The organism is Tumebacillus sp. BK434, from assembly GCF_004340785.1.
Lineage (GTDB): Bacteria > Bacillota > Bacilli > Tumebacillales > Tumebacillaceae > Tumebacillus_A.
Genome location: NZ_SLXS01000001.1, coordinates 662,565 through 681,396, shown reverse-complemented (window position 1 = coordinate 681,396; position 18,832 = coordinate 662,565). Strand labels below are relative to the sequence as shown.

The 18,832-nt window shown below is 56.9% G+C and carries 19 protein-coding genes; 12 read left to right on the top strand and 7 right to left on the bottom strand.

All coding sequences use genetic code 11. From position 1 onward, the window contains the following. The first annotated feature begins 39 nt into the window (after nt 1-39). The 7 genes from EV586_RS02170 (at nt 40) to EV586_RS02140 (ending at nt 7,542) form a co-directional block, all read left to right on the top strand. A complete protein-coding gene (locus EV586_RS02170; RefSeq protein WP_132943425.1) occupies nt 40-1,350 on the top strand; it encodes a sugar ABC transporter substrate-binding protein in 1,311 nt (436 codons plus the stop codon). 85 nt (nt 1,351-1,435) lie between these two features. After that, the gene (locus EV586_RS02165; RefSeq protein WP_243652895.1) at nt 1,436-2,326 is read left to right on the top strand and encodes a carbohydrate ABC transporter permease; all 891 of its coding nucleotides are present in this window, start codon (nt 1,436-1,438) and stop codon (nt 2,324-2,326) included. Between the two features lie 12 nt (nt 2,327-2,338). Then, nucleotides 2,339-3,304, top strand: coding sequence for a carbohydrate ABC transporter permease (locus EV586_RS02160; RefSeq protein WP_132943424.1), 966 nt, complete (start codon nt 2,339-2,341; stop codon nt 3,302-3,304). Next, entirely contained in the window at nt 3,301-3,882 is a 582-nt protein-coding gene (locus EV586_RS02155; protein ID WP_132943423.1) for a glucosamine-6-phosphate deaminase, read from the top strand. Before EV586_RS02160 ends, EV586_RS02155 begins: the two co-directional genes overlap by 4 nt. Then, nucleotides 3,879-5,033 (top strand): N-acetylglucosamine-6-phosphate deacetylase, encoded by a 1,155-nt coding sequence (gene nagA / locus EV586_RS02150; RefSeq protein ID WP_132943422.1) that lies wholly within the window; start codon nt 3,879-3,881, stop codon nt 5,031-5,033. Before EV586_RS02155 ends, nagA begins: the two co-directional genes overlap by 4 nt. Nucleotides 5,034-5,153: 120 nt before the next feature. Further along, complete coding sequence (locus EV586_RS02145; RefSeq protein ID WP_132943421.1) at nt 5,154-6,320, top strand: glycosyl hydrolase family 18 protein; 1,167 nt, start codon at nt 5,154-5,156, stop codon at nt 6,318-6,320. A gap of 19 nt (nt 6,321-6,339) precedes the next feature. Next, entirely contained in the window at nt 6,340-7,542 is a 1,203-nt protein-coding gene (locus tag EV586_RS02140) for a LysM peptidoglycan-binding domain-containing protein (RefSeq protein WP_132943420.1), read from the top strand. Between the two features lie 63 nt (nt 7,543-7,605). Here the strand turns inward: EV586_RS02140 and EV586_RS02135 are convergent, their stop codons facing one another. From EV586_RS02135 to EV586_RS02120, 4 genes are all read right to left on the bottom strand, one after another. Next, nucleotides 7,606-8,499 (bottom strand): tyrosine-type recombinase/integrase, encoded by an 894-nt coding sequence (locus tag EV586_RS02135; protein ID WP_279388263.1) that lies wholly within the window; start codon nt 8,497-8,499, stop codon nt 7,606-7,608. Between the two features lie 313 nt (nt 8,500-8,812). Beyond that, entirely contained in the window at nt 8,813-10,183 is a 1,371-nt protein-coding gene (gene murC / locus EV586_RS02130; protein ID WP_132943418.1) for a UDP-N-acetylmuramate--L-alanine ligase, read from the bottom strand. A gap of 111 nt (nt 10,184-10,294) precedes the next feature. Next, nucleotides 10,295-10,552 carry a hypothetical protein gene (locus EV586_RS02125; RefSeq protein ID WP_132943417.1) on the bottom strand — a complete coding sequence of 86 codons (258 nt, stop codon included), beginning with the start codon at nt 10,550-10,552 and terminating at the stop codon, nt 10,295-10,297. Nucleotides 10,553-10,623: 71 nt separating this feature from the next. Then, nucleotides 10,624-11,142, bottom strand: a complete 519-nt coding sequence (locus EV586_RS02120) for a DUF456 domain-containing protein (RefSeq protein ID WP_165898164.1) — start codon at nt 11,140-11,142, stop codon at nt 10,624-10,626. A gap of 196 nt (nt 11,143-11,338) precedes the next feature. Between EV586_RS02120 and EV586_RS02115 the strand changes: the two genes are divergently transcribed. The 3 genes from EV586_RS02115 to EV586_RS02105 all read left to right on the top strand — a co-directional run bounded on the left by EV586_RS02115 (nt 11,339) and on the right by EV586_RS02105 (nt 14,072). Further along, the gene (locus EV586_RS02115) at nt 11,339-12,457 is read left to right on the top strand and encodes a glycosyltransferase family 4 protein (protein WP_132943415.1); all 1,119 of its coding nucleotides are present in this window, start codon (nt 11,339-11,341) and stop codon (nt 12,455-12,457) included. Beyond that, a complete protein-coding gene (locus tag EV586_RS02110) occupies nt 12,450-13,247 on the top strand; it encodes a HipA family kinase (RefSeq protein WP_132943414.1) in 798 nt (265 codons plus the stop codon). Before EV586_RS02115 ends, EV586_RS02110 begins: the two co-directional genes overlap by 8 nt. 138 nt (nt 13,248-13,385) lie before the next feature. Beyond that, a complete protein-coding gene (locus EV586_RS02105) occupies nt 13,386-14,072 on the top strand; it encodes a zinc metallopeptidase (protein ID WP_132943413.1) in 687 nt (228 codons plus the stop codon). 58 nt (nt 14,073-14,130) lie between these two features. On the opposite strand, the gene EV586_RS02100 is transcribed toward EV586_RS02105, so the two are convergent. Further along, on the bottom strand, nt 14,131-15,123 hold the full coding sequence (locus tag EV586_RS02100) for a phosphotransferase enzyme family protein (protein WP_132943412.1): 993 nt from the start codon (nt 15,121-15,123) through the stop codon (nt 14,131-14,133). A gap of 84 nt (nt 15,124-15,207) precedes the next feature. Here EV586_RS02100 and EV586_RS02095 point away from each other — a divergent pair, with 84 nt between their 5' ends. Then, nucleotides 15,208-15,924: an SDR family NAD(P)-dependent oxidoreductase gene (locus EV586_RS02095; protein WP_132943411.1), complete on the top strand. Its 717-nt coding sequence runs from the start codon at nt 15,208-15,210 to the stop codon at nt 15,922-15,924. Nucleotides 15,925-15,961: 37 nt separating this feature from the next. After that, complete coding sequence (locus EV586_RS02090; protein WP_207893840.1) at nt 15,962-16,150, top strand: hypothetical protein; 189 nt, start codon at nt 15,962-15,964, stop codon at nt 16,148-16,150. 38 nt (nt 16,151-16,188) lie between these two features. On the opposite strand, the gene EV586_RS02085 is transcribed toward EV586_RS02090, so the two are convergent. Both EV586_RS02085 and EV586_RS02080 read right to left on the bottom strand, forming a co-directional pair. Continuing rightward, on the bottom strand, nt 16,189-17,349 hold the full coding sequence (locus EV586_RS02085) for a Ger(x)C family spore germination protein (protein ID WP_132943410.1): 1,161 nt from the start codon (nt 17,347-17,349) through the stop codon (nt 16,189-16,191). Further along, nucleotides 17,339-18,814, bottom strand: a complete 1,476-nt coding sequence (locus EV586_RS02080) for a spore germination protein (protein WP_279388252.1) — start codon at nt 18,812-18,814, stop codon at nt 17,339-17,341. The genes EV586_RS02085 and EV586_RS02080 overlap by 11 nt, the downstream gene beginning before the upstream one ends. Nucleotides 18,815-18,832 lie beyond the last annotated feature (18 nt).

Below are 18,832 nucleotides of genomic sequence, written 5' to 3'. Positions count from 1 at the left end.
CATCGATCATTCATGACTCGTTAAGGGGGCAATTTGAAGATGAAAACGTTCAAGACTGTGGCGGTCGTCACAGCCGTCTCTTTGCTGGGTACCGCACTGGTCGGCTGCAGCAGCGAAGAGAAAAAAGAAGAAACGGCCAACTGGACCGGCAAGATCACGATCTGGGACGGTCCGCGCTGGAAGGATGACAAAGAAAACAAATATCACTGGCTGGAAAAGGTGGCGGCCGACTTCGAAAAGAGCCACCAAGGCGTAGACGTGGAGATCGTGCAGGTTCCGTGGGCGGAGCTGAACGACAAGCTCGGCGTATCTCTCGCCGGCAAAAAACTGCCGGACATCGCACCGGTCGACATCTCCGGCAACGGCGTTAACCCGATGTTCATCAAGCAAAAAGCGGTCGAGCCGCTCGATGCCTACTTCACGGCGGAAGAGAAGAAAGACTTCTACCCGAACGCATTGGAAGCGTACACCACAGACGGCAAGATGTACGGCGTGCCGGCGGCGATGACGGTGCACTCTCTGCTGCTCAACCTCGACATCTTCAGAGAGCGCAACGTCGAGCCGCCGAAAGACGGCCTTTGGACGTGGGATGAGTTCACCGAGAAGATGAAGAAGCTGACCTACGACAAAAACGGAGACGGCACCACCGACGTCTACGGCTTCTCGACCTACATCAAAAACGGCTACTACGAAGCTTGGCCGTTCTTGTACATGAACGGTGGCCGTCCGCTCAGCGACGACGCTTCGAAGTTCACGTTCGACGCTCCGGAAGCGCTGTCGGCGATGAAAGATCTGGCCGACTTGAAGACGTCCGCGAAAGTCGCTCCGAAAGAGATGGGCTCCGGCGATGTCGGCGGCACCTGGAAAGCGTTTGCGAACGGCAAAACGGTTGCTGTTGAGCCATGGGCGACCTGGGCGATCTCCGCTGCGCAAGGCGCGAAGATGAACTTCATGGTCGCTTCCTACCCGAGCAAGGATGGCAAGCCGGTCACCATCGGCGGCGTGGGCGGCTGGACGATGTTCCATCAGGAAGAAGAAGGCAAGAAGAAAGTGCTGGCCGACCTGTTGAAAGAGCTGACCTCCACCGAGAACCAAGTGCTGTCCGCGAAAAGCTACGGCACCTTCCCCTCCCGCTTGTCGGCGATGGAGCAAGACCCGTTTGCAGAGAACGTACAAATGCAGCAAGCACAAAAGCTGACCGAGTACGCTGTGATGGTTCCGCGCCACGAGAACTGGAAGAAGATCGACGAAGCGATCCAGCAGCAGCTGCAACTCGTGCTCAACGGCGAGAAAACGCCTGAGGCAGCGATGAAAGAAGCAAAATCCAAAGTTGACGGGCTGCTGAAGTAATTTCTCACACGCCTGTACGCTGAGGGGGACCCTGCTTGCCGGGGTCCCCCTCACACTAAAATTCTGAACATCGGGGGGAATCGATGTGAAGGCCTCCAATGGGCTGCTGAAAGAGATGTGGAAACAGCGGGCCGCCTACCTGTTTTTACTGCCAAAGTTAATTCTGTTCGTTCTGTTTATCCTGATCCCCGTGTTCTGGGCTTTTCTCATCGCCTTTCAGGAGTATGGATACTCGGGAAGCGAATGGGTTGGATTTAAAAATTTTATGACAACCTTTACCAGCTCGACGTTCCATGTCGCGCTGCTCAATACGCTAAAATATACGGTCTTTACGGTGCCGGTTACGATTTTTCTGGCCCTCGGACTCGCGACGCTGATCTATCCGCTCGGCAAATGGTCGCAGAGTTTCTTCCGCGGCGCGTTCTATCTGCCAACTGTCACCTCGATGGTCATCATCGCGATGGTCTGGCGCTGGGTCTATAACTATCGGTTTGGTCTGTTCAACTACTTTCTGGACTTCTTGGGGATTCCGCCCCAAGACTGGCTGAACCAGTCGGATACGGCGCTGTGGGCGCTGATCATCATGAGCGTGCTGATCCCGCCGGGCGTGGGGGTCATCATGTATCTGGCGGCGATGGGTTCGATCCCGGAGACGCTCTATGAGTCGGCGAAGATCGACGGCGCCAACGCGTTCCAGCGCTGGTGGCGGATCACGGTGCCGCTGCTCAAACCGACCACGCTGTACCTGATGATGCTGTCGCTGATCGGCTCGTTTCAAGTGTTCATCCAGGTCATCCTGATGACGGGCGGCGGGCCCGGCGATGCGACAGAGACGATCGTGCATCTGATCTACAAGACGGCGTTCCGCGATCTGGAGTTTGGTTTGGCATCTGCGCAGGCGGTTGTGCTGTTTATCATCACGCTGATCTTTGGGGTCGTGCAATACCGCATCATGTACCGCAAAGGGGAAGAGTAGGAGGGGAATACCATGGAATTGAGACGCGCATCTTCAAATTTCATCACCTACACCGTCTTGGTGGTCTGGGCGATCATCTCCTTGCTTCCGCTGTACTGGGTATTCACGACCGCGCTGCAGCTTTCCGAATACCATGATGAAACGACGGGACAAGTGATCTCGTACGTCGAGTCGGAGCCGCCGAAGCTGTATCCGATGGGGATACCGAAGTATTTTGAAGAGTGGGGCAAGGCGCGCGATGCGGAAGCTGCCGGAGATGTGGCACAGGCGGAGCATTACCGCGAGCGGATGGACATGATCGTCGAGGACACGTTCTCCGGATTCAAGACATTGTTTGCGGGGACGAACATCTGGCGTTGGTTCTTCAACTCGGCGTACATTGCGATCGTGGTGACGCTGGGCATTTTGCTGCTCGATACGATGGCCGGGTATGTGTTGGCGAAAAAGCGGTTTCCGGGCCGGAATTTCATCTTCTGGCTGATCATCGCCACGATGATGATTCCGGGGCAGATCACCTTGGTGCCGCTGTTTATGATGGTAGGGAAACTCAACTTGATGAACACGCACTGGGCGTTGATCCTGCCCGACTTGTCGATGGTGTTCGGGGTGTTCCTGATGCGCCAGTACATGCTGTCGATCCCGACGGAGCTGATTGAGGCGGCGCGCATCGACGGCGCTTCGGAGTGGAAGACGTTCTGGAAGATCGTCGTGCCGCTGGCCAAACCGGCGTTGGCGACCTTGGGGATTTTTACGTTTATGAGCGTGTGGAACTCGTTTTTGTGGCCGATCATCGTGCTCGATAATGCCGACCTTTATACGCTGCCGGTCGGGCTGAAGACGCTGCAGGATCAGAACCTGGCGATCTTTAAGCTGCTGATGAGCGGCGCAGCGGTGGCGGCGGTGCCGATGATCATCGTGTTTATCGCCTTCCAGCGCTACTTCATCCGCGGCTTGACCTTGGGCGGCGTGAAGGAATGACGGGCTTGCCGGCTCAACTGCGCGGGCTGGTGATCGAAGGCATCGAGCAAAGTTATCGTACTTTTATGGAAGCAAAGCTGTTTCGCCACATCGACATCTTCACAGACAGGACCCACATTCCGCTTGGGCTGCCCCAAGATGTGGCCGCCCACTGTGCAGACTACGAACGGCAGATCGCCGAACACGGCGGGATCGACATCCAAGTGCTCGGCATCGGCCGCAACGGACATATCGGATTTAACGAACCGGGGGAAGCGTTCGGCCGGCTGACCCACCGCGTCACACTGTCGGACAGCACGCGTCAAGCGAATGCCCGCTTTTTCTCACAGCAAGAAGAAGTGCCGACCTACGCGATCACGATGGGACTGAAAAGCATCATGAACGCACGCCGCGTCCTGCTGCTCGCCGCCGGCGCCGACAAAAGTTCAGCGGTCTGTCGCGCAGTCTGCGGCGACGTGAGCGAAGCGCATCCTGCCTCGGTGCTGAAACTGCATCCCAACTGCGTGTTCGTGCTGGATGACGCCGCTGCGGCCGAACTTCCCGCCGCGTTCCGGCAAAACAAGGAGGTGGCGAAGTGAGCAAATTCATACTGCAAGGCAAATTGGTTTACGACGGCGCGGTGCTCGACCCCGGAGTTCTCATCTGCGAGGAAGGCAAAATCACGTATGCCGGCCCATCGCGCGGGGAACGCCCCGATCTGACGCACAGTTCCGGCTACATCGTGCCCGGCTATGTGGACATCCACGTCCACGGGGCCAACGGATCTGACGTGATGGACGGCACCACGGCCGCCGTGCACGACATCGCGAAGTCGCTTTCCGCATACGGTGTCACCTCGTTCCTCGCCACTACGCTGACAGCCGGGATCGAACAGTTGCACGCTGTTCTCACCGCCTGCAAACAGGCAGCCCAGAGCGCAGTTGGCGGGGCCGAACTGCTCGGCGTGCACCTCGAAGGTCCGTGGATCAACCCCAAGCACAAAGGCGCGCAAAACGGCAGTCACGTCATCGGCCCGACCTTGGAGGAGGCTCAGGCGCTCCTGCAATCGGGAGAAGGTCTCGTCAAACTGGTCACCATGGCCCCGGAGACCCCCAACGCCTCCGCTGTCATCGCATACCTGACCAGCCAAGGTGTCAATGTCTCCGTCGGACATTCTGACGCCACTTACGAGCAGGTCAAAGCTGCGATCCCACACGGCCTCGGGCATGTCACGCACTGCTACAACGCGATGCGCCCGCTGCACCACCGGGAGCCGGGCGTCGTCGGTGCGGCGATGTACCACGACGAGCTGACTGCCGAACTGATCGCCGACGGCATCCACGTCCATCCGGTGGCGATGAGCATACTCTATCGCTTGAAGCACAGTGACGGCCTCGTGCTCGTCTCAGACGGGATGCGCGCCGTCGGCATGGAGGACGGCTCCTACGACCTCGGCGGGCTGAACGTGGTGATGCAAAATGGCGAAGCGCGCCTCGAAGACGGCACCTTGGCCGGGAGCACCTTGACGCTGGAGAAAGCGGTACAAAACATGGTCAACCTCTGCGGTGTCCCGCTGCCCGATGCGGTGAAAATGGCCTCCGAAACTCCGGCCCGTGTCATCGGGGCAGGGGAGCGCAAAGGGCGTTTGGCATCAGGCTTTGATGCCGACTTTCTGCTGCTCGACCGACAACTGAACGTCAGCGCCGTCTACCGGGGCGGTCAACTGATCCATCAAAGGCACTCCGACTGAGCGGGGTGCCTTTTTTCTTTCCATAACATGTCTTATGTCACCAAGGCAAACGCCTGCATAAGATAGGTCGACAGCTGGAATCCGTGCGATTTTACGAGAAGGAAATGGGGGCAAGGCAACATGGAGGGGTCCAAGATCACCTATGCGATCGTCAAAGCTGGAGAGACATGGGGAGATCTCGCAACACGCTATGAAGTCAGCATCGAGGAGTTGCTACAACTGAACCGCGGCGTCCGCGAGGTCACCGAAGGCGACCTCGTCAAAGTCATCCAGGAAGCGCCGCACTTCAAGCATCGCCGCCGCGCGCACTATGTGCTCGGCTTTTATACCGGCCCGATGGGCGTGACGATGCCGGGCAGCCAAGGAACGCTGGAACGTCAGGCGGGTAAATTGAGCGCGATCGCGCCGTACTACTTTGACATCGACCGCAGCCGGTCAGGGCAGATCAAAGCGCGCGTCTCGCCGCAGCTGATCAAAGAGACGATTCGCGACGCGCATCAGCGGGGTGTGAAAGTGCTCGCTTCGATCCACAACACCGACAAACATCCGAACATCTCCGGCAACGATGCCTTGCACAGCGTGTTGCGGGCGCACCGGATGCCATTTTATAACCATTTGTTCGCCTTGCTCAAAGAATACGGTTTTGACGGCATCAACCTCGATTTTGAACACCTGAGACCGGGTGATAAACACCTCTACACCGACTTTGTGCGCGACCTGTCCAATCGGGCCCGCGCTCAAAATTACACGTTGACGGTCGACGTGCTGGGCGATGTGGCCAAAACGCCATACTCACTCGACTTCGACTATCCGGGGGTGGCTGAGTCGGTCGATCACCTCGGGATCATGACCTATGACCAATTCAGGCCGACCCAAGCGGTACCGGGTCCCGTCGCCGGGCTTCCTTGGGTGGCGGGCACGATCCAAGCCGCCCTGAACGAAGGTGTTGCCCCGGAGAAAATCTTGCTCGGCATCGGCAGTTACGGCTACGACTGGACGGTGGGGCAGCCCAATCCGCGCGCTCTGTCGCACAGTGCGGCCGAAAGTCTGCGCCGCCGTGAAAATGCGGTCGTACAGTTTCATCCGTCTCATAAAGTGCCCTTCTTCACCTATACTGACAAAAAAGGGCAGCCGCACGAAGTCTGGTATGAAGACGCGCGCAGCATCGCGCTGAAGCTCGATCTCGTGCGCCGGCACAATCTGGCGGGCATCCTGTTTTGGCGTCTCGGACTGGAAGACCCGGCCGCCTGGGGCGTGATCCAGGCCAAACTGGGGCCGATCATCTAAAGGAAGCGGAGGTGGGCATGTGTCCCAGAAGCAGTTGACGTATGTGATCGTGCAGGCGGGCGATACTTTGGCTGCGATTGCGAAGCGTTATTTCACGACCGTTGGGACGATTGCCCGGCTGAACGGCCTGCAAAAAGATGCCGTGCCGATCCCGGGAACGCTGCTGCACGTCCCGAAGATCCCGCCCAAGCAGGAACCGAAACAAAAGCTGTTCCGGCCGCGGATCCCGCGCTATGCATTCGCTGTGCACACCGGACGGGAAGGCGTCTACCCCGGCAGCGACAAAGCGCTGCTCAAAGTAGGGGCGGAAGGGCTGAGCGGCATTTTCCCCGTCTGGTTTCAGCCCTCGCCGACCGAACCGTGGGAGCTGCAGTCGTTCGTGACACCCGATGTGATCGCAGCGACGACGGCGGCCGCCCGCGAGCGCAACGTACAAGTGTGGGCGATGCTCACCAACTCCTACTACACAGGATCCGTTTCCAGCAAAGAGGTCGCGCACCAAGTGATGACGGCCGATCCTGACCGCCTGCTGAACAACCTGTTCGCTACCTATACCCGCTGCGGGCTCGACGGCGTTCTGCTCGACTGGTTTGATCTCTACGCAGACGATCACGAACTCTTCACCGTCTTTCTGTTCAAAATGGCAGACATGTGCCGCCGATCCGGGCTGAAGCTGGCCGTGAACATCCCGCTCTTTCCCGATGGGGAAGGACGGCCGACGGCAGCGCTCGATCTGGAACTTGCCGGGCAATTGGCCGACCTCGTCTGCCTGCTGCTCAACACCGAACACCGCATGTACACAGGGGCGGGACCTTTGTCTTCGATCAGCTGGACGGAAAATGGCATCCGCCACGCGCTGGAAAAAGGCGTCCCGCCGCACAAACTTCTGCTTGGCGTCGCCGGGTATGCTTATGACTGGAAAGGGCGCAGCGAAACGCCCGAATACCTGTCCTTCGAAGGGGCGCTGAACCGCGCCCGTCAATACCGCACCAACGTCCAGTTCGACGCCAAAAGCCAAACGCCGACCTGCCGCTACACCGATGGCAGCGGGGCGGAGCATCAAGTCTGGTTCGAAAATACGTCCAGCATGTCGCAAAAAATCACCTTGGTTGACCGTTATGGTCTTGCGGGGATCACCATGTGGCGCTTGGGGGTGGAAGATCCGGGGTTGTGGACGCTGCTACGTTCACGTTGGAATGAAGTTAAAAAGCTTAACAAATAAAAGACCTTGCTCTCATTATACGAGCCGGGCTTTTATTAATTGACATAACATAATTACAGACTACTAAATATTGACTTGGTTAATATACGCGCCGGCGCTTTCCGAAAGCTCGCGAATATCGTGCAAATAACGCTCCGTCGTCCGCAGACTCTCATGGCCCATCTGCCGCTGCACTTGCAAAAGCGGCGCTTCCGCCTCCAGGGAAAACGTGGCACAGGTATGGCGTAAAATGTGCGGCGAGATCCGCCGGGAGAGGCCGGCCGCATCGGAGAGGCGGTACATGATGTCACGCACTCCGTTCTGGCGGTAGCGCGTCATGCGGCGGGTGAAGAGCAGTGGGGTTTTATCACGGTGGTCGAGTTCCGGGCTTAACCCGTTTTTCAAGCGGAACTCTTGCAACAGCGCCCAGACATCAGGACGGATCAACACCGGGCGGTCTTTGTCGCCTTTCCCGCGCACCATCCAGCCGATGTTGCCCCGCATGTCTTCATACAGATCGCCCCAGTTGCCCTGACAAAGTTCCTCGACTCGGACGCCGGTGGTGATCAGCAGCACGACGATCAGGTAGGCACGGTCGATCCGTTTGGCCGTTTCGATCAGCTGTTGCGCTTCGGCCACCGACAGCGAACGTTTGTGCGTCGCCCGGATCGGCACCCGGGGGGCGGCGATCAAGACGGAGGGATTTTTCTGAAGGTACCCGAGACGATGCGCAAAGAGGAACAAAGAGCGCATCACATTGATCATGCGCTGCTGCGTGGCAGACGCATAGTGCTGCAGGGTGTAGCAGTACTCGACCAACTGCACATATGTCACTTGGGCGAGGGGAGTGCCATCTATAAATTTCAAAAACGCTTCCAGATCGCGGTGATAAGCCTTGCGTGTCATTTTCGACCATTGCTTTGGTCGGGGGCGATTGAGGAAGAGGGTAATCAGATGCTCATCATGCAAGATCCCCATCTCTTGTGCTACACTAGGAACATACGTTCCGCTCAGTGCTGGAAGATTGCGCGTATCATCTGTCATAACTACCATTCCTTTCTTGTCAAGTCTTTATGTTCTTATTATAGCGATAACAGGTTATTATCGCCATATATATTAGGAAAATAGTTTTTGAGATCTTTTTGCACCGAAAGGTGATTGTTTTTTGCGCAGTTCACATAATACTGCCTTCTATTTTCCTTTCTACGCCGTTTTTAGATGGAGGGTAATACCTCTGGTACCCTCTGATAGAAAACAAGAAAAGCCGCCCGTAGGCGGCCTTTCACTAGATTTACTCCGATTTGGACTCCATGAGCAGGGAAAGCGAGTCTTCTCCAATGCCCCGAACGTTGCCTGCGCCCATAGTGAGCACGATGCCTTGCCTGTCTTGAGCGTACTGGCGCAAATAGGCGCTGCCTTGATCCAGATCTTCTACAAATGTCACCGCTTTGCCGCGCTCGCGGATCGCGTCGGCCAACTGTTCGGAGAGTTGATCGCCAGGATCGGCTTCACGGGCCGACGAGAACAATTTGACCAGCAGGACCTCGTCGGACAGTGTCAGCGAATCGGCAAACTCCTGCAGAAACTTTTTCGTCCGCGAATAGGTGTGCGGCTGAAACACGGTGATCAGGCGATCGTCCGGGAACGAGTTCTTCACTGCGCGCAGCGTAGTCTGAATCTCGTTGGGATGGTGTGCGTAATCATCGTACAGCTCCATCTTCCCGAGCCGGCCGAGATAGTCGAAGCGGCGATAGACGCCTTGGAAATCTTTCAGCGACGCCTGCACCTTCGCAAATGGAATGTTTAAATGCCGGGCCAGCGCGATCGTTGCCAGAGCATTCAGTACATTGTGCTGCCCAAGCGAGCGGAATTGCACCGTTCCGAGCGGCTCGCTTCCCGCCCACACTTCGAAGCGCAGCACGCCTCGCGCCTCGTCAATGTTCGTGGCGTAGATGTCATTGTTCGCCTGCAGGCCGAAGTAAAGCACTTTTGCATTCGTCTTTAGCATCCGGCAGCGGCTATCATCTCCGCAGGCGATGAGTAGACCGTCATCGGGCAGTTTGTCGACCATCTGCTGAAAGGCCAGGTGCACATCGTCATGATCTTTGAAGTAGTCCGGGTGGTCGAAGTCGATGTTGTTGACGATCAGCATTTTCGGGCTGTAGTTGAGGAAGTTGCGCTTGTACTCACATGCTTCCGCGACCAGCATCCCGTCGCCAAAGCGCGCATTGCTGCCGATGTTGTAGTTTTTGCTGCCGATCACCACCATCGGATCGAGATCGTGGTGTGTCAGCAGTGCGCCGATCATCGAAGTGGTGGTCGTCTTGCCGTGTGTGCCGGAAATCAGCACGGCCGGCCGTTCCTTCGTGATCTGACCGAGCAATTCCGGATACGTGTACACGGGAAGTCCGAGCTCCAGCGCCCGTCTGATCTCGATGTGCTCATGATTGTAAGCAGAAGAGTGAACGACGAGGTCCACGTGGTCGACCTTTTCAGGAGACGGTAAGCCGATATATGTGATTCCCGCATTCGAGAGCAGTTCGTCCGTAAAAAACACTTCCTGACTGTCCGATCCGGACACCTCATAACCCATCCGAGCGTACAACTGCGCCAACGCGCTCATTCCAGTCCCTTTAATGCCTACAAAATGAATTTTTTTCATCGCTTTGCACCCTTTCTTCTAAAGGAGCGAGCTCCTGCGAATGGTGAGATGGGGGAGTGGTGTTACATAGTACGCACAACGCCCAAACGATGTGCCTATGGCGCTGGAAAGTCAATCCTGATCAGGGTTGGCGAGGTGTTCGGGGTTCGGATGCAGCACCTCTTCGATAAAGGCCCGGCGCTCCATTTCGGAGTTCATCAGCTTGCGTATGTATGCGGTGCTGCTCAGTTTGAGCCTCACATCATAGTTTCGTTGAAACGAGTTCGCAAAGTGGGGGTCGTTCATCAAGCCCTGCCACCAGGCGGTATCGTGAAGGTGTTCGGTTGCTTCCCGATGCTCTTTTGCTTCCGACCAAAAGCCCATGCCCATAGAGAAACGCCCTCCTTTTCTTGGTACTATACCCAAGATCGAGGAGGGCAAACCGTAAAAACGGGATGTTTTTAAAAAATCGCGATGTAGAACCAAGCGATCTGGATGCCGACCAAAATCACTTTGAAAAACGTGCCAGCCAGGAAGCTCAGCGCCGAACCGAAGCCGACTTTGACCACTTCGTTGCTCTTCCGGCGCATGTACATTTCGCCGGCCATCGCCCCGATGATCGCGCCCAGCAGCGGGCCAAAGATCAACGCCAGCGGACCGAGGAACGAGATCAGCATCGGCAGGACAAACATCCCGATCGTGCCGCCGATCATGCCGGCTTTCGAACCGCCCATCTTCTTGATCCCAAGTATCTGCGCCACGTTGTCTGACAGCATGTTGACGACGACAAGCACAGCCTGCCCAATCCAAAACGCCATGGTAAACGGTTCAAAATCAACCATCCAGCCATAGATCAGCGCGCCGGGAATGACCAGCAGCGCACCGCCAGGTAACACCGGCACCAGCGTGGTGAACATCGCGGCCAGCATAAACAGCGAAGCGATGATGACAGCCAGCAGCCACAAGATTGCAGTACCCAACTGAAGATCCTCTCCTTTTTCGAACTCCATCTACTAGTACGCAGCTCAAGAATAAAAGTTGCAGACAAGCCTATTTCAACTTTCCGTGATCCCGAAATGGCGGCTCTTTCCATAAGATAATAGGAAACGGACAGAAAGGCAACCGACAATTGGACGGTGCCGGAATGAGGGAGTGAACTTCAAGGGAGGTGAGCGGATGCGGATCTTCGTACTGAGCAACGAATTTCACCCGCTGATCATCGGCGGCTTGGGTATCGTCGCCACAGAGCTGACGCAGCGGCTGGTCCAAGATCCGGCAAATGAAGTCACCGTACTGACCAAAGGCCATAAGCGCTTTGGCCAGGTCAAGCGGCATGACAACCTAAAAGTAGTGCGCTTCCCCCGGCACTCGAACTATACATCGCGAACGCATTTTTTCCCTGAACCGATCCTCAACTGGCTGCGCGAACAAGGAACTTCGCCACCAGAACTGCTCCACGTGCACAGCGTGCAGTGCCAAGAACTCGCGCTGCTTCTGCAGTCAAACTGGAACATCCCGCTCGTCTACAGCTGCCATTCGCTTGTGCGGCATGAAAGATCGTCCTTGGCGCGGGACAAAATGGCCAAACGGCAGGAGCTGCTGTTCACGTTTGCCGATCGGATCACCGCGCCCAGCGCCTGGCTGCAGCAAGAAATCGGTCGTCCCGAGAAGACGACGGTGATTCCAAACGGGGTCATTCTGCCACCAGAAACGGACAGGCGCCGTGCGCCGCTCGATCAGCTTTTGTTCGTCGGCCGGCTGGTGCGGGACAAGGGGATCGAAGAGCTGCTGCACGCGCTCGCCCTGCTGCGCCAAACGGAGCCGCGCGTCCGGCTCACCGTGGTCGGCGGCGGTGCTGAACGCTATACCTTGCACCTGCATAGTCTGTGTGAACGCCTCGGAGTGACCGGCGCGGTGCGCTGGCTGGGGCCGCGCACGCATCGCGAGGTGCAGCGGGCGTATCGCACGGCAGGTGCGCTCGTCTTGCCAAGCCGCAGTGAATCGTTCGGCCTGGTCGCCTTGGAAGCGCTGGCCGCCGGTATTCCGCTCGTCTCCACCCAAAGCGGCGGACTGCAGCACAGCGTTAATGAAACGACCGCAACGCTGATCCCTGCCGTTGCTCCACAGACGATCGCCGACGCGATCCGATCGATGTGGCAGGACCCGGAGCGCACAGCGGCACGGAGGGAAGCAGGGCGGAAGTTGGCTGGCGAGTATGATTGGACGAAGATCGCTTTCCGGTACGGAGCGCTGTTTCAAGCGTTGATTGCGGAAAGGGGGAGCAGGAATGCCTAGACACCATTGGATTCTGGAACGCCCTTGGAAAGAGAAGCGTCAAGGGCAGGTCTGGGTGGTGCGCGACGAACGCAACACGCGCGGGTATTTTAAGTTCGCAACCAAAGAGCAGTGGTATTATTCGGGTCCGATGATCGCCAACGAAATCATAGCTGCGGCGCTGGCCAAGCGGCTCGGGTTTCCGGTCGGCAAACTGGAGATGGCGACCGTCTGGGGGCCGGGCGGCATCCCGCAGGAAGGGATCGTTTCGGTACAGGCCGAGGCGGATGAAGTGATCACGTGGCGCGAAGCGGCGGCAGAGGTCAAAACTGCCCCCGAACAGCATATCGAACAGTTTGACCTGCTCGCCCAGATGGTCGTGTTCGACGCCTGGATCGCCAACATCGACCGGGCGAAAGGCAAGAACTTGGTCCTGTATCGCAACACCCCCGGTGAACGGTATCACTGGTACCTGATCGACCATGGCCACACCTTGTTCGGCTCGCCGCGCAAATGGAAGCGCGGGGCATGGAACGCGCCTTTGTGGGAGCAGCTCTGGCGCTTTTACAACGTGCCACAGGGCCTGCTCGCTGCACAATCGGACAACGAGCGGCTGGAGCCGATGATCCAAAAGATCGAAAAACTGCGCATGTGGGAGATCGATGCAGCCTTGCGCGCCGTGCCGCGCGGTCACCTGCAGATGCGCGACCGCCAGTTCATCAAACGGCTGCTCTTGTATCGCCAAAAGCGGATTCGAACGATCATCGAGCGCTGGCTGGCCTATGAAGGACAGAAAGAATGCAACACATGAACGCTCATAACACCACATAGTGTTCACATAAAAAATATTACGTAAATTAAAACGCAAGAAATCCGTTCTTCCACGAGCGGTTTTCTTGCGTTTTGGGCAACATAGGGGAAGCGATCATGATCTGTAGGAGGGTTCCGATTGTTTTTCCATCCGCTGGACATTGTGATCTTCATCGCCTTCGGGCTGTCCTTGTGGGCGCAGTTTCAAGTCTCGGGGAAATTTAAACGCTGGGAGCAAGTCCCGGCTTCGTCCGGCATGACCGGGGAACAGGCGGCACGAACGCTGCTCGACCGTCAGGGACTGCGCGACGTTCCCGTCGAGCCGGTGCCGGGGCGGCTCAGCGACCATTATGACCCGATCCATCGCATCGTCCGCCTATCCGAGCCGGTTTATTACGGCCACTCGATCGCATCGCTGTCGGTCGCCTGCCATGAGGTCGGTCACGCCATTCAGCACAAAATGTCCTACCCGATGCTCGTGCTCCGCCACCGCATCTTCCCGGTGGTGCGCATCGCCTCCGGCGCGGCGCCATACCTGTTGATCGCCGGGCTATTGCTTGGCGCGACGGGGCTGACCGGATTTGGCATCGTGCTGTTTTCCGTGGCGGTGGCGTTTCAGGTGATCACACTGCCGGTGGAGTTTAACGCCAGCTCTCGGGCGAAAGCGCTGATGGTGGCGGAAGGGTTCATCCGCAATGACGAAGAGCACGGTGTCAACAAAGTGCTGAATGCTGCCGCGTTGACCTATGTTGCCGCGGCGTTGATTTCGATTCTGCAGCTGTTGAAATTCGTGATGATCTTCGCCGGGCAGCAGCGTGATGAGTAAGCAGCATGCAAAAGACCAGGGAGGAACTCCCTGGTCTTTTGCTTATTCGGCATCTCTATCACAAAGATGCAAAACGAATGTCGGTTAGCGGCGTATCTTGTTCGATCGCCTGCCGCGTGTCGGCGATGCGGCCGGACATCAGTGCCGAGAGGTTGTCCAGATCAAATTCCTGATGATAAAACACGTATAACAACATGCGGCGCATTTTCAGAAACAGGGGCAGTCGCGCCACCCACGCCGCATCCAGTTCATGTTCGGTGCGATACCCGGTCAGAAACTGCTGCATGAACCGCTCGCCGAACGCTTTTTCTTCCGCGCCGCTGCGGGGCGGTCTGGAAAAGCGGGTCAGCGCATGGTAGAGGATCACCGCGATGTCGTTGACATACCAGTTGTAGCAACAGTCGTCAAAGTCAAAAGCGGTCAACTGCTCCCCGTGCTGCAGGAAGTTGCGGGAATGGAGGTCGTTGTGTATCAGCCCGTATCCTGCCGCATCACGGGGCAGGCTGTTCAGTTCGGCCAGCAGCTCATCAGCCTGCTGCAAAACGGTTGTCTGGTCAGCCGGGATGTAGCTTCGGAACTGAAACCATCCGTCTTCGTGCCAGGCATGTCGTTTCAAGCCTGACGGGGGCGTGTAGGAACGGCTGATCCGATGCAGCGCGCCGGTCAGCTTGCCCCAGCGGTAATAAAAATCATCGTTCCAGTCTGCTTCGTCCGGCAGCTGCCCAGGCGCTTTTTCGAACAGCACGGCGCTAAAGCCGTTCGGCAGCGCTTCCGCCAAGTTGCCGTCCTTTGACGGGATGACCCTCGACACCGCCGCCCCGTTTTGGGCGAGGTAATTGACATAATCGGCTTCGCTCGCCAGCTCGCGCTGCTCTCGGCGCGAGTTGTGGGTCAAACGGAGGATGCACGACTGACCATCCGCCTGGCAGTCATACACCGTGTTGACATTGCCGCTGCCGAGATCGACGAGGCGGGCAGGATCAAGTCCGTATTTGGAGGATGCAGACTGCAGAACCTCGGTGGTCAGCAGATGGATCGCTTTTCGACTCATGGGGAACACCTTCTCTTCACTTGATTCTCCGATTGGATTTCGGTACCGTAAATACCAATGAGTGTGCTACAAAGGAGTGCTACGATGAAAACTCAACTCAACCGCGTCGTGCTCGTCACCGGTGCCGCGCAAGGCATCGGCCGCTCGATCGCCGAGACGTATGCCGCACAAGGTGCCACGGTGATCGCGGCCGACAAGGAACCGTTTGCGCCGGAACAGACCACCGCGATGCAGACCGACCTGCGAGATCCGCAGGAGATCGAACGTATGTTTCGGAAAATCCGCGAACAGTTCGGCCGACTGGATGTTCTGATCAACAACGCCGGGGTCTCCGTTTGGAAATCTCCTTACGAACTCAGCGTGGGGGAGTGGGACGATATTCTCAACCTCAACCTGCGCGGCACGTTCCTCTGCGCCCGCGAAGCAGCCAGGCTGATGAAAGTGGGTGGGGGTGGCAAAATCATCAACATGTGCTCGACACGCGCTTTGATGTCCGAACCGAACACCGAAGCGTACGCTGCATCCAAAGGCGGCATCCTCGCGCTGACACATGCTCTCGCCGTCTCGCTCGGTCCGGATCGAATCCAGGTGAATGCGATCTCGCCCGGCTGGATCGAAACGGGCGACTACAGCCAGCTGCGCGAGGAAGACCATACTCAGCATCCGTCCGGACGCGTCGGGCGACCGGCAGATATCGCCAACGCCTGCATCTATCTGACCGATCCGGCCAACGATTTCATCACCGGCGCCAACCTTGTCATCGACGGCGGCATGACGCGCAAAATGATCTATTTAGAATAGGCAGATTATACCACAGCACGAGAAAGGAGGTAAGAACATGTCTGACACCGCAAAAGCAGCCGCCCCCATCACGCTGCGTCAGCCCAAGCCGGGTGACATCGGTTGGGTGATTCACCGCCACGGTGTGCTGTATGCCCGGGAATACGGCTGGGATCAGCGATTTGAAGCGCTGGTGGCGCAGGTCTGCGCCGATTTGGTCGGGGAGACATGGGAATTAAAGCTGTAGCACACAGCACAAAAACCGGAGGAGAACCTCCGGTTTTTTTATTTCTGATCAAAATGCAGCTTCTTGCCATAGTGCATCACTTCCAAATGCACCTTGACGTCAGCCAGCGTATCTTCCTGCAGTGGCAGTTCGTTGTTTTTCGCAAACTTCTTCCACGCCTGCGGGTGCTTGCGATAGACCGAATCGGAGAGGTTGAGCACATCGGCGTCGATCTCCAGCCCCTTGTTATAGGTCAACCGAATCTGCTTTTTGATCTGATTGATGGCCGCCTCGACCAAGCGTTTCTCATCGCGGACGCCGCTCAGTTGGGTGACATGCCCTTTTAGGCGAATCTTGAGCGCAAATTGGACCCGGTCAGGCTTGAGGATCGGAATGATCTTCACGTCCGGCTTGAGGATCACTATGGTGAACACGCTTTTTTTGTTTAATTTGATCGTCAGCGGGGAGCGTACCAGATCCGGATTGAGCCACAGAAGCCCTTGCGCCTCATCGTAAGACAAGCGCCCTTTCCATTTCTTGTTCTTGAATATCGTATAGCCGTCAAAGTGCATCACTCGGTACTTTCTATTCTCATCAAACCACCGTGTCTTCGTGCTGCCTAAGCTTGGCACGATCATCGTGTGAGCGGGCTCCCTCTGCATCGCCATATAGCGGAACATGCGCTGTGGCAGTACCGGGTAAGAGTCCTGTCTGTTCATGTCGATCGGATCACCCAGTTTGGAAAAGACAGGGGACGAGTCAAACACATGGGTGGACAGAAAAATATCTTCCAGATTCTCATCGGTGATATAGACCCAGAATGTCGGCCGATACTCCCCAAAACGCTGGAAAAGATCGAGGATCTGATCCACTTCCATCTTCATCGTCGCCTCGGTCATCACAATCGTGGTCAGATGGCTCCAAAACAGGCGGCGCTGCATCGTATGATACAGATCATACAACGCCATGTTAAACGTCTCGCCAACGCCTTTGCCCACAAAGATCGGAGTGGCGTTCTCAGACTGCCCCGCACCTTCCACCTTGCTAAGCAGTGTGAAATTGGGAAATTGGGCGTAGATAAAAAACTTCCCGTCCCGATAATCAATGCCGATCGAGTGAATGTAACTCAAGTGTTCCAGCGTTTTGTAGCTCCAACACCCGGACAGGGAAAGGGACATGACCAGCAGCAAAAGAACCAAGACCCGCCGCTTATTCTTCATCGTACGTCCCGCCTTTTCTCGTCTTGTCCTTCAGTTTCAAAAAACCGGGACGACGCTGCATCTTGGTTCCCGGCATGCGCAGGAGGATTCCGTGGAGGTCCTTCCAGTACAAAGGAGCGGCCGGCGCCAGATAGGGGGCACCGAATGAGCGAAGGCTGGACATGTAAGCGATGACCGCAAACACCCCGATGAAGAAACCAAACAGTCCCAAAAACGAGCACAACACCATGATCAAAAAGCGCAAAATCGAGACGGCACCAGCCAGCGACTGGTTGATCAGGGTAAACGTGGTCACAGCGGTCGTCCCGGCGACGACCAGCAGCGAAGGGCTGGCAATTCCGGCGCGAATCGCCGCATCTCCGATGATCAGGCCGCCGACCACCGCCAGCGTTTGTCCGACTTTGCCCGGCAGCCGCATGCCCGCTTCCCGGAACAGCTCAAAGAGCAAGAGCATCAGAAACGATTCCAGCGGCACCGTGAACGGGATCCCTTTGCGCGCGATCAGCAAGGTGGCGAGCAGGGTGAGCGGAATCTGGTCCTGATGAAAGCTGGTGATCGCGACATAAAAACCCGGAAGCAGCACGGCGATCAGCAAGCCCAAGATGCGCAGCGCCCGCTCAAACGCGCCGTAGAAGTAGTTGGTATACAGGTCTTCAGAAGCTTTGAGCATCAAAAACAGGTTGCATGGAGCGATCAGCACGACCGGAACGCCGTCGATCACCAGCACGAACCGGCCCTTGAGCAGCGAATCTGTCGCATAATCGGGCCGCCCGGTATAGTCCATCTGCGGGAAGATCGACAATTTGGAGTCGACGATCTGCTCTTCGAGTTGCGAAGTGCTGTACACTCCGTCCGAGTCGATTTTGTTGATCCGCTCCCGCACATCGGAGATGACCGACTCTTTTGCAACATCCCGCAGATACAGGAGCGAGATACGGGTTTGGCTGCGCTTGCCCACCCGAAACATCTCAACTTCCAGCGAGTTGGTTTTCAACCGCTTGCGGATCAATCCCAGATTGATGAACAGCTCTTCTGTAAATCCGTCGCGCGGTCCTTTGACCGAGATCTCCGTGTTCGGTTCAGCAGGTTCCCGCTGTGGAGGTTTGGAGATTCCAGCGAGAAAGGCGTACGGGATGCCGTCGAAAAACAGGACGGCCATGCCTTCAAAAATTGGAACGATCATGTTTTCCAACTCCCGCTCGTACCGAAGAGGGGAAAAAGTCCATGCGGACACGATCTCCTGTGGGTCGCCCTTGGACAAAGCGCCGGTCTGAAACATCGTCTGCGCACTGGGAAGCACCTGCTGATTCAATCGCTGCAGGTCACACAGCTCGGCACTGTAAACGATCAGCACGCGGCGGATCTGATTTTGTTCCGGGAGCTGCATCGATTGAATCATTACTTCTTCTGTTTTCCCAAATGCCTGCTTGACCCATGCCTCGTTGTCAGACAGCTTGGTATGCACCGGCGACCGATGGTCGCC

Excerpts from the sequence above, each read along its gene's own strand:
- EV586_RS02170 (WP_132943425.1), top strand. The coding sequence starts at position 40 with ATGAAAACGTTCAAGACTGTGGCGGTCGTCACAGCCGTCTCTTTGCTG.
- EV586_RS02160 (WP_132943424.1), top strand. The coding sequence starts at position 2,339 with ATGGAATTGAGACGCGCATCTTCAAATTTCATCACCTACACCGTCTTG.
- EV586_RS02155 (WP_132943423.1), top strand. The coding sequence starts at position 3,301 with ATGACGGGCTTGCCGGCTCAACTGCGCGGGCTGGTGATCGAAGGCATC.
- EV586_RS02145 (WP_132943421.1), top strand. The coding sequence starts at position 5,154 with ATGGAGGGGTCCAAGATCACCTATGCGATCGTCAAAGCTGGAGAGACA.
- EV586_RS02135 (WP_279388263.1), bottom strand. The coding sequence starts at position 8,499 with ATGGGGATCTTGCATGATGAGCATCTGATTACCCTCTTCCTCAATCGC.
- murC (WP_132943418.1), bottom strand. The coding sequence starts at position 10,183 with ATGAAAAAAATTCATTTTGTAGGCATTAAAGGGACTGGAATGAGCGCG.
- EV586_RS02125 (WP_132943417.1), bottom strand. The coding sequence starts at position 10,552 with ATGGGCATGGGCTTTTGGTCGGAAGCAAAAGAGCATCGGGAAGCAACC.
- EV586_RS02115 (WP_132943415.1), top strand. The coding sequence starts at position 11,339 with ATGCGGATCTTCGTACTGAGCAACGAATTTCACCCGCTGATCATCGGC.
- EV586_RS02110 (WP_132943414.1), top strand. The coding sequence starts at position 12,450 with ATGCCTAGACACCATTGGATTCTGGAACGCCCTTGGAAAGAGAAGCGT.
- EV586_RS02100 (WP_132943412.1), bottom strand. The coding sequence starts at position 15,123 with ATGAGTCGAAAAGCGATCCATCTGCTGACCACCGAGGTTCTGCAGTCT.
- EV586_RS02095 (WP_132943411.1), top strand. The coding sequence starts at position 15,208 with ATGAAAACTCAACTCAACCGCGTCGTGCTCGTCACCGGTGCCGCGCAA.
- EV586_RS02090 (WP_207893840.1), top strand. The coding sequence starts at position 15,962 with ATGTCTGACACCGCAAAAGCAGCCGCCCCCATCACGCTGCGTCAGCCC.
- EV586_RS02085 (WP_132943410.1), bottom strand. The coding sequence starts at position 17,349 with ATGAAGAATAAGCGGCGGGTCTTGGTTCTTTTGCTGCTGGTCATGTCC.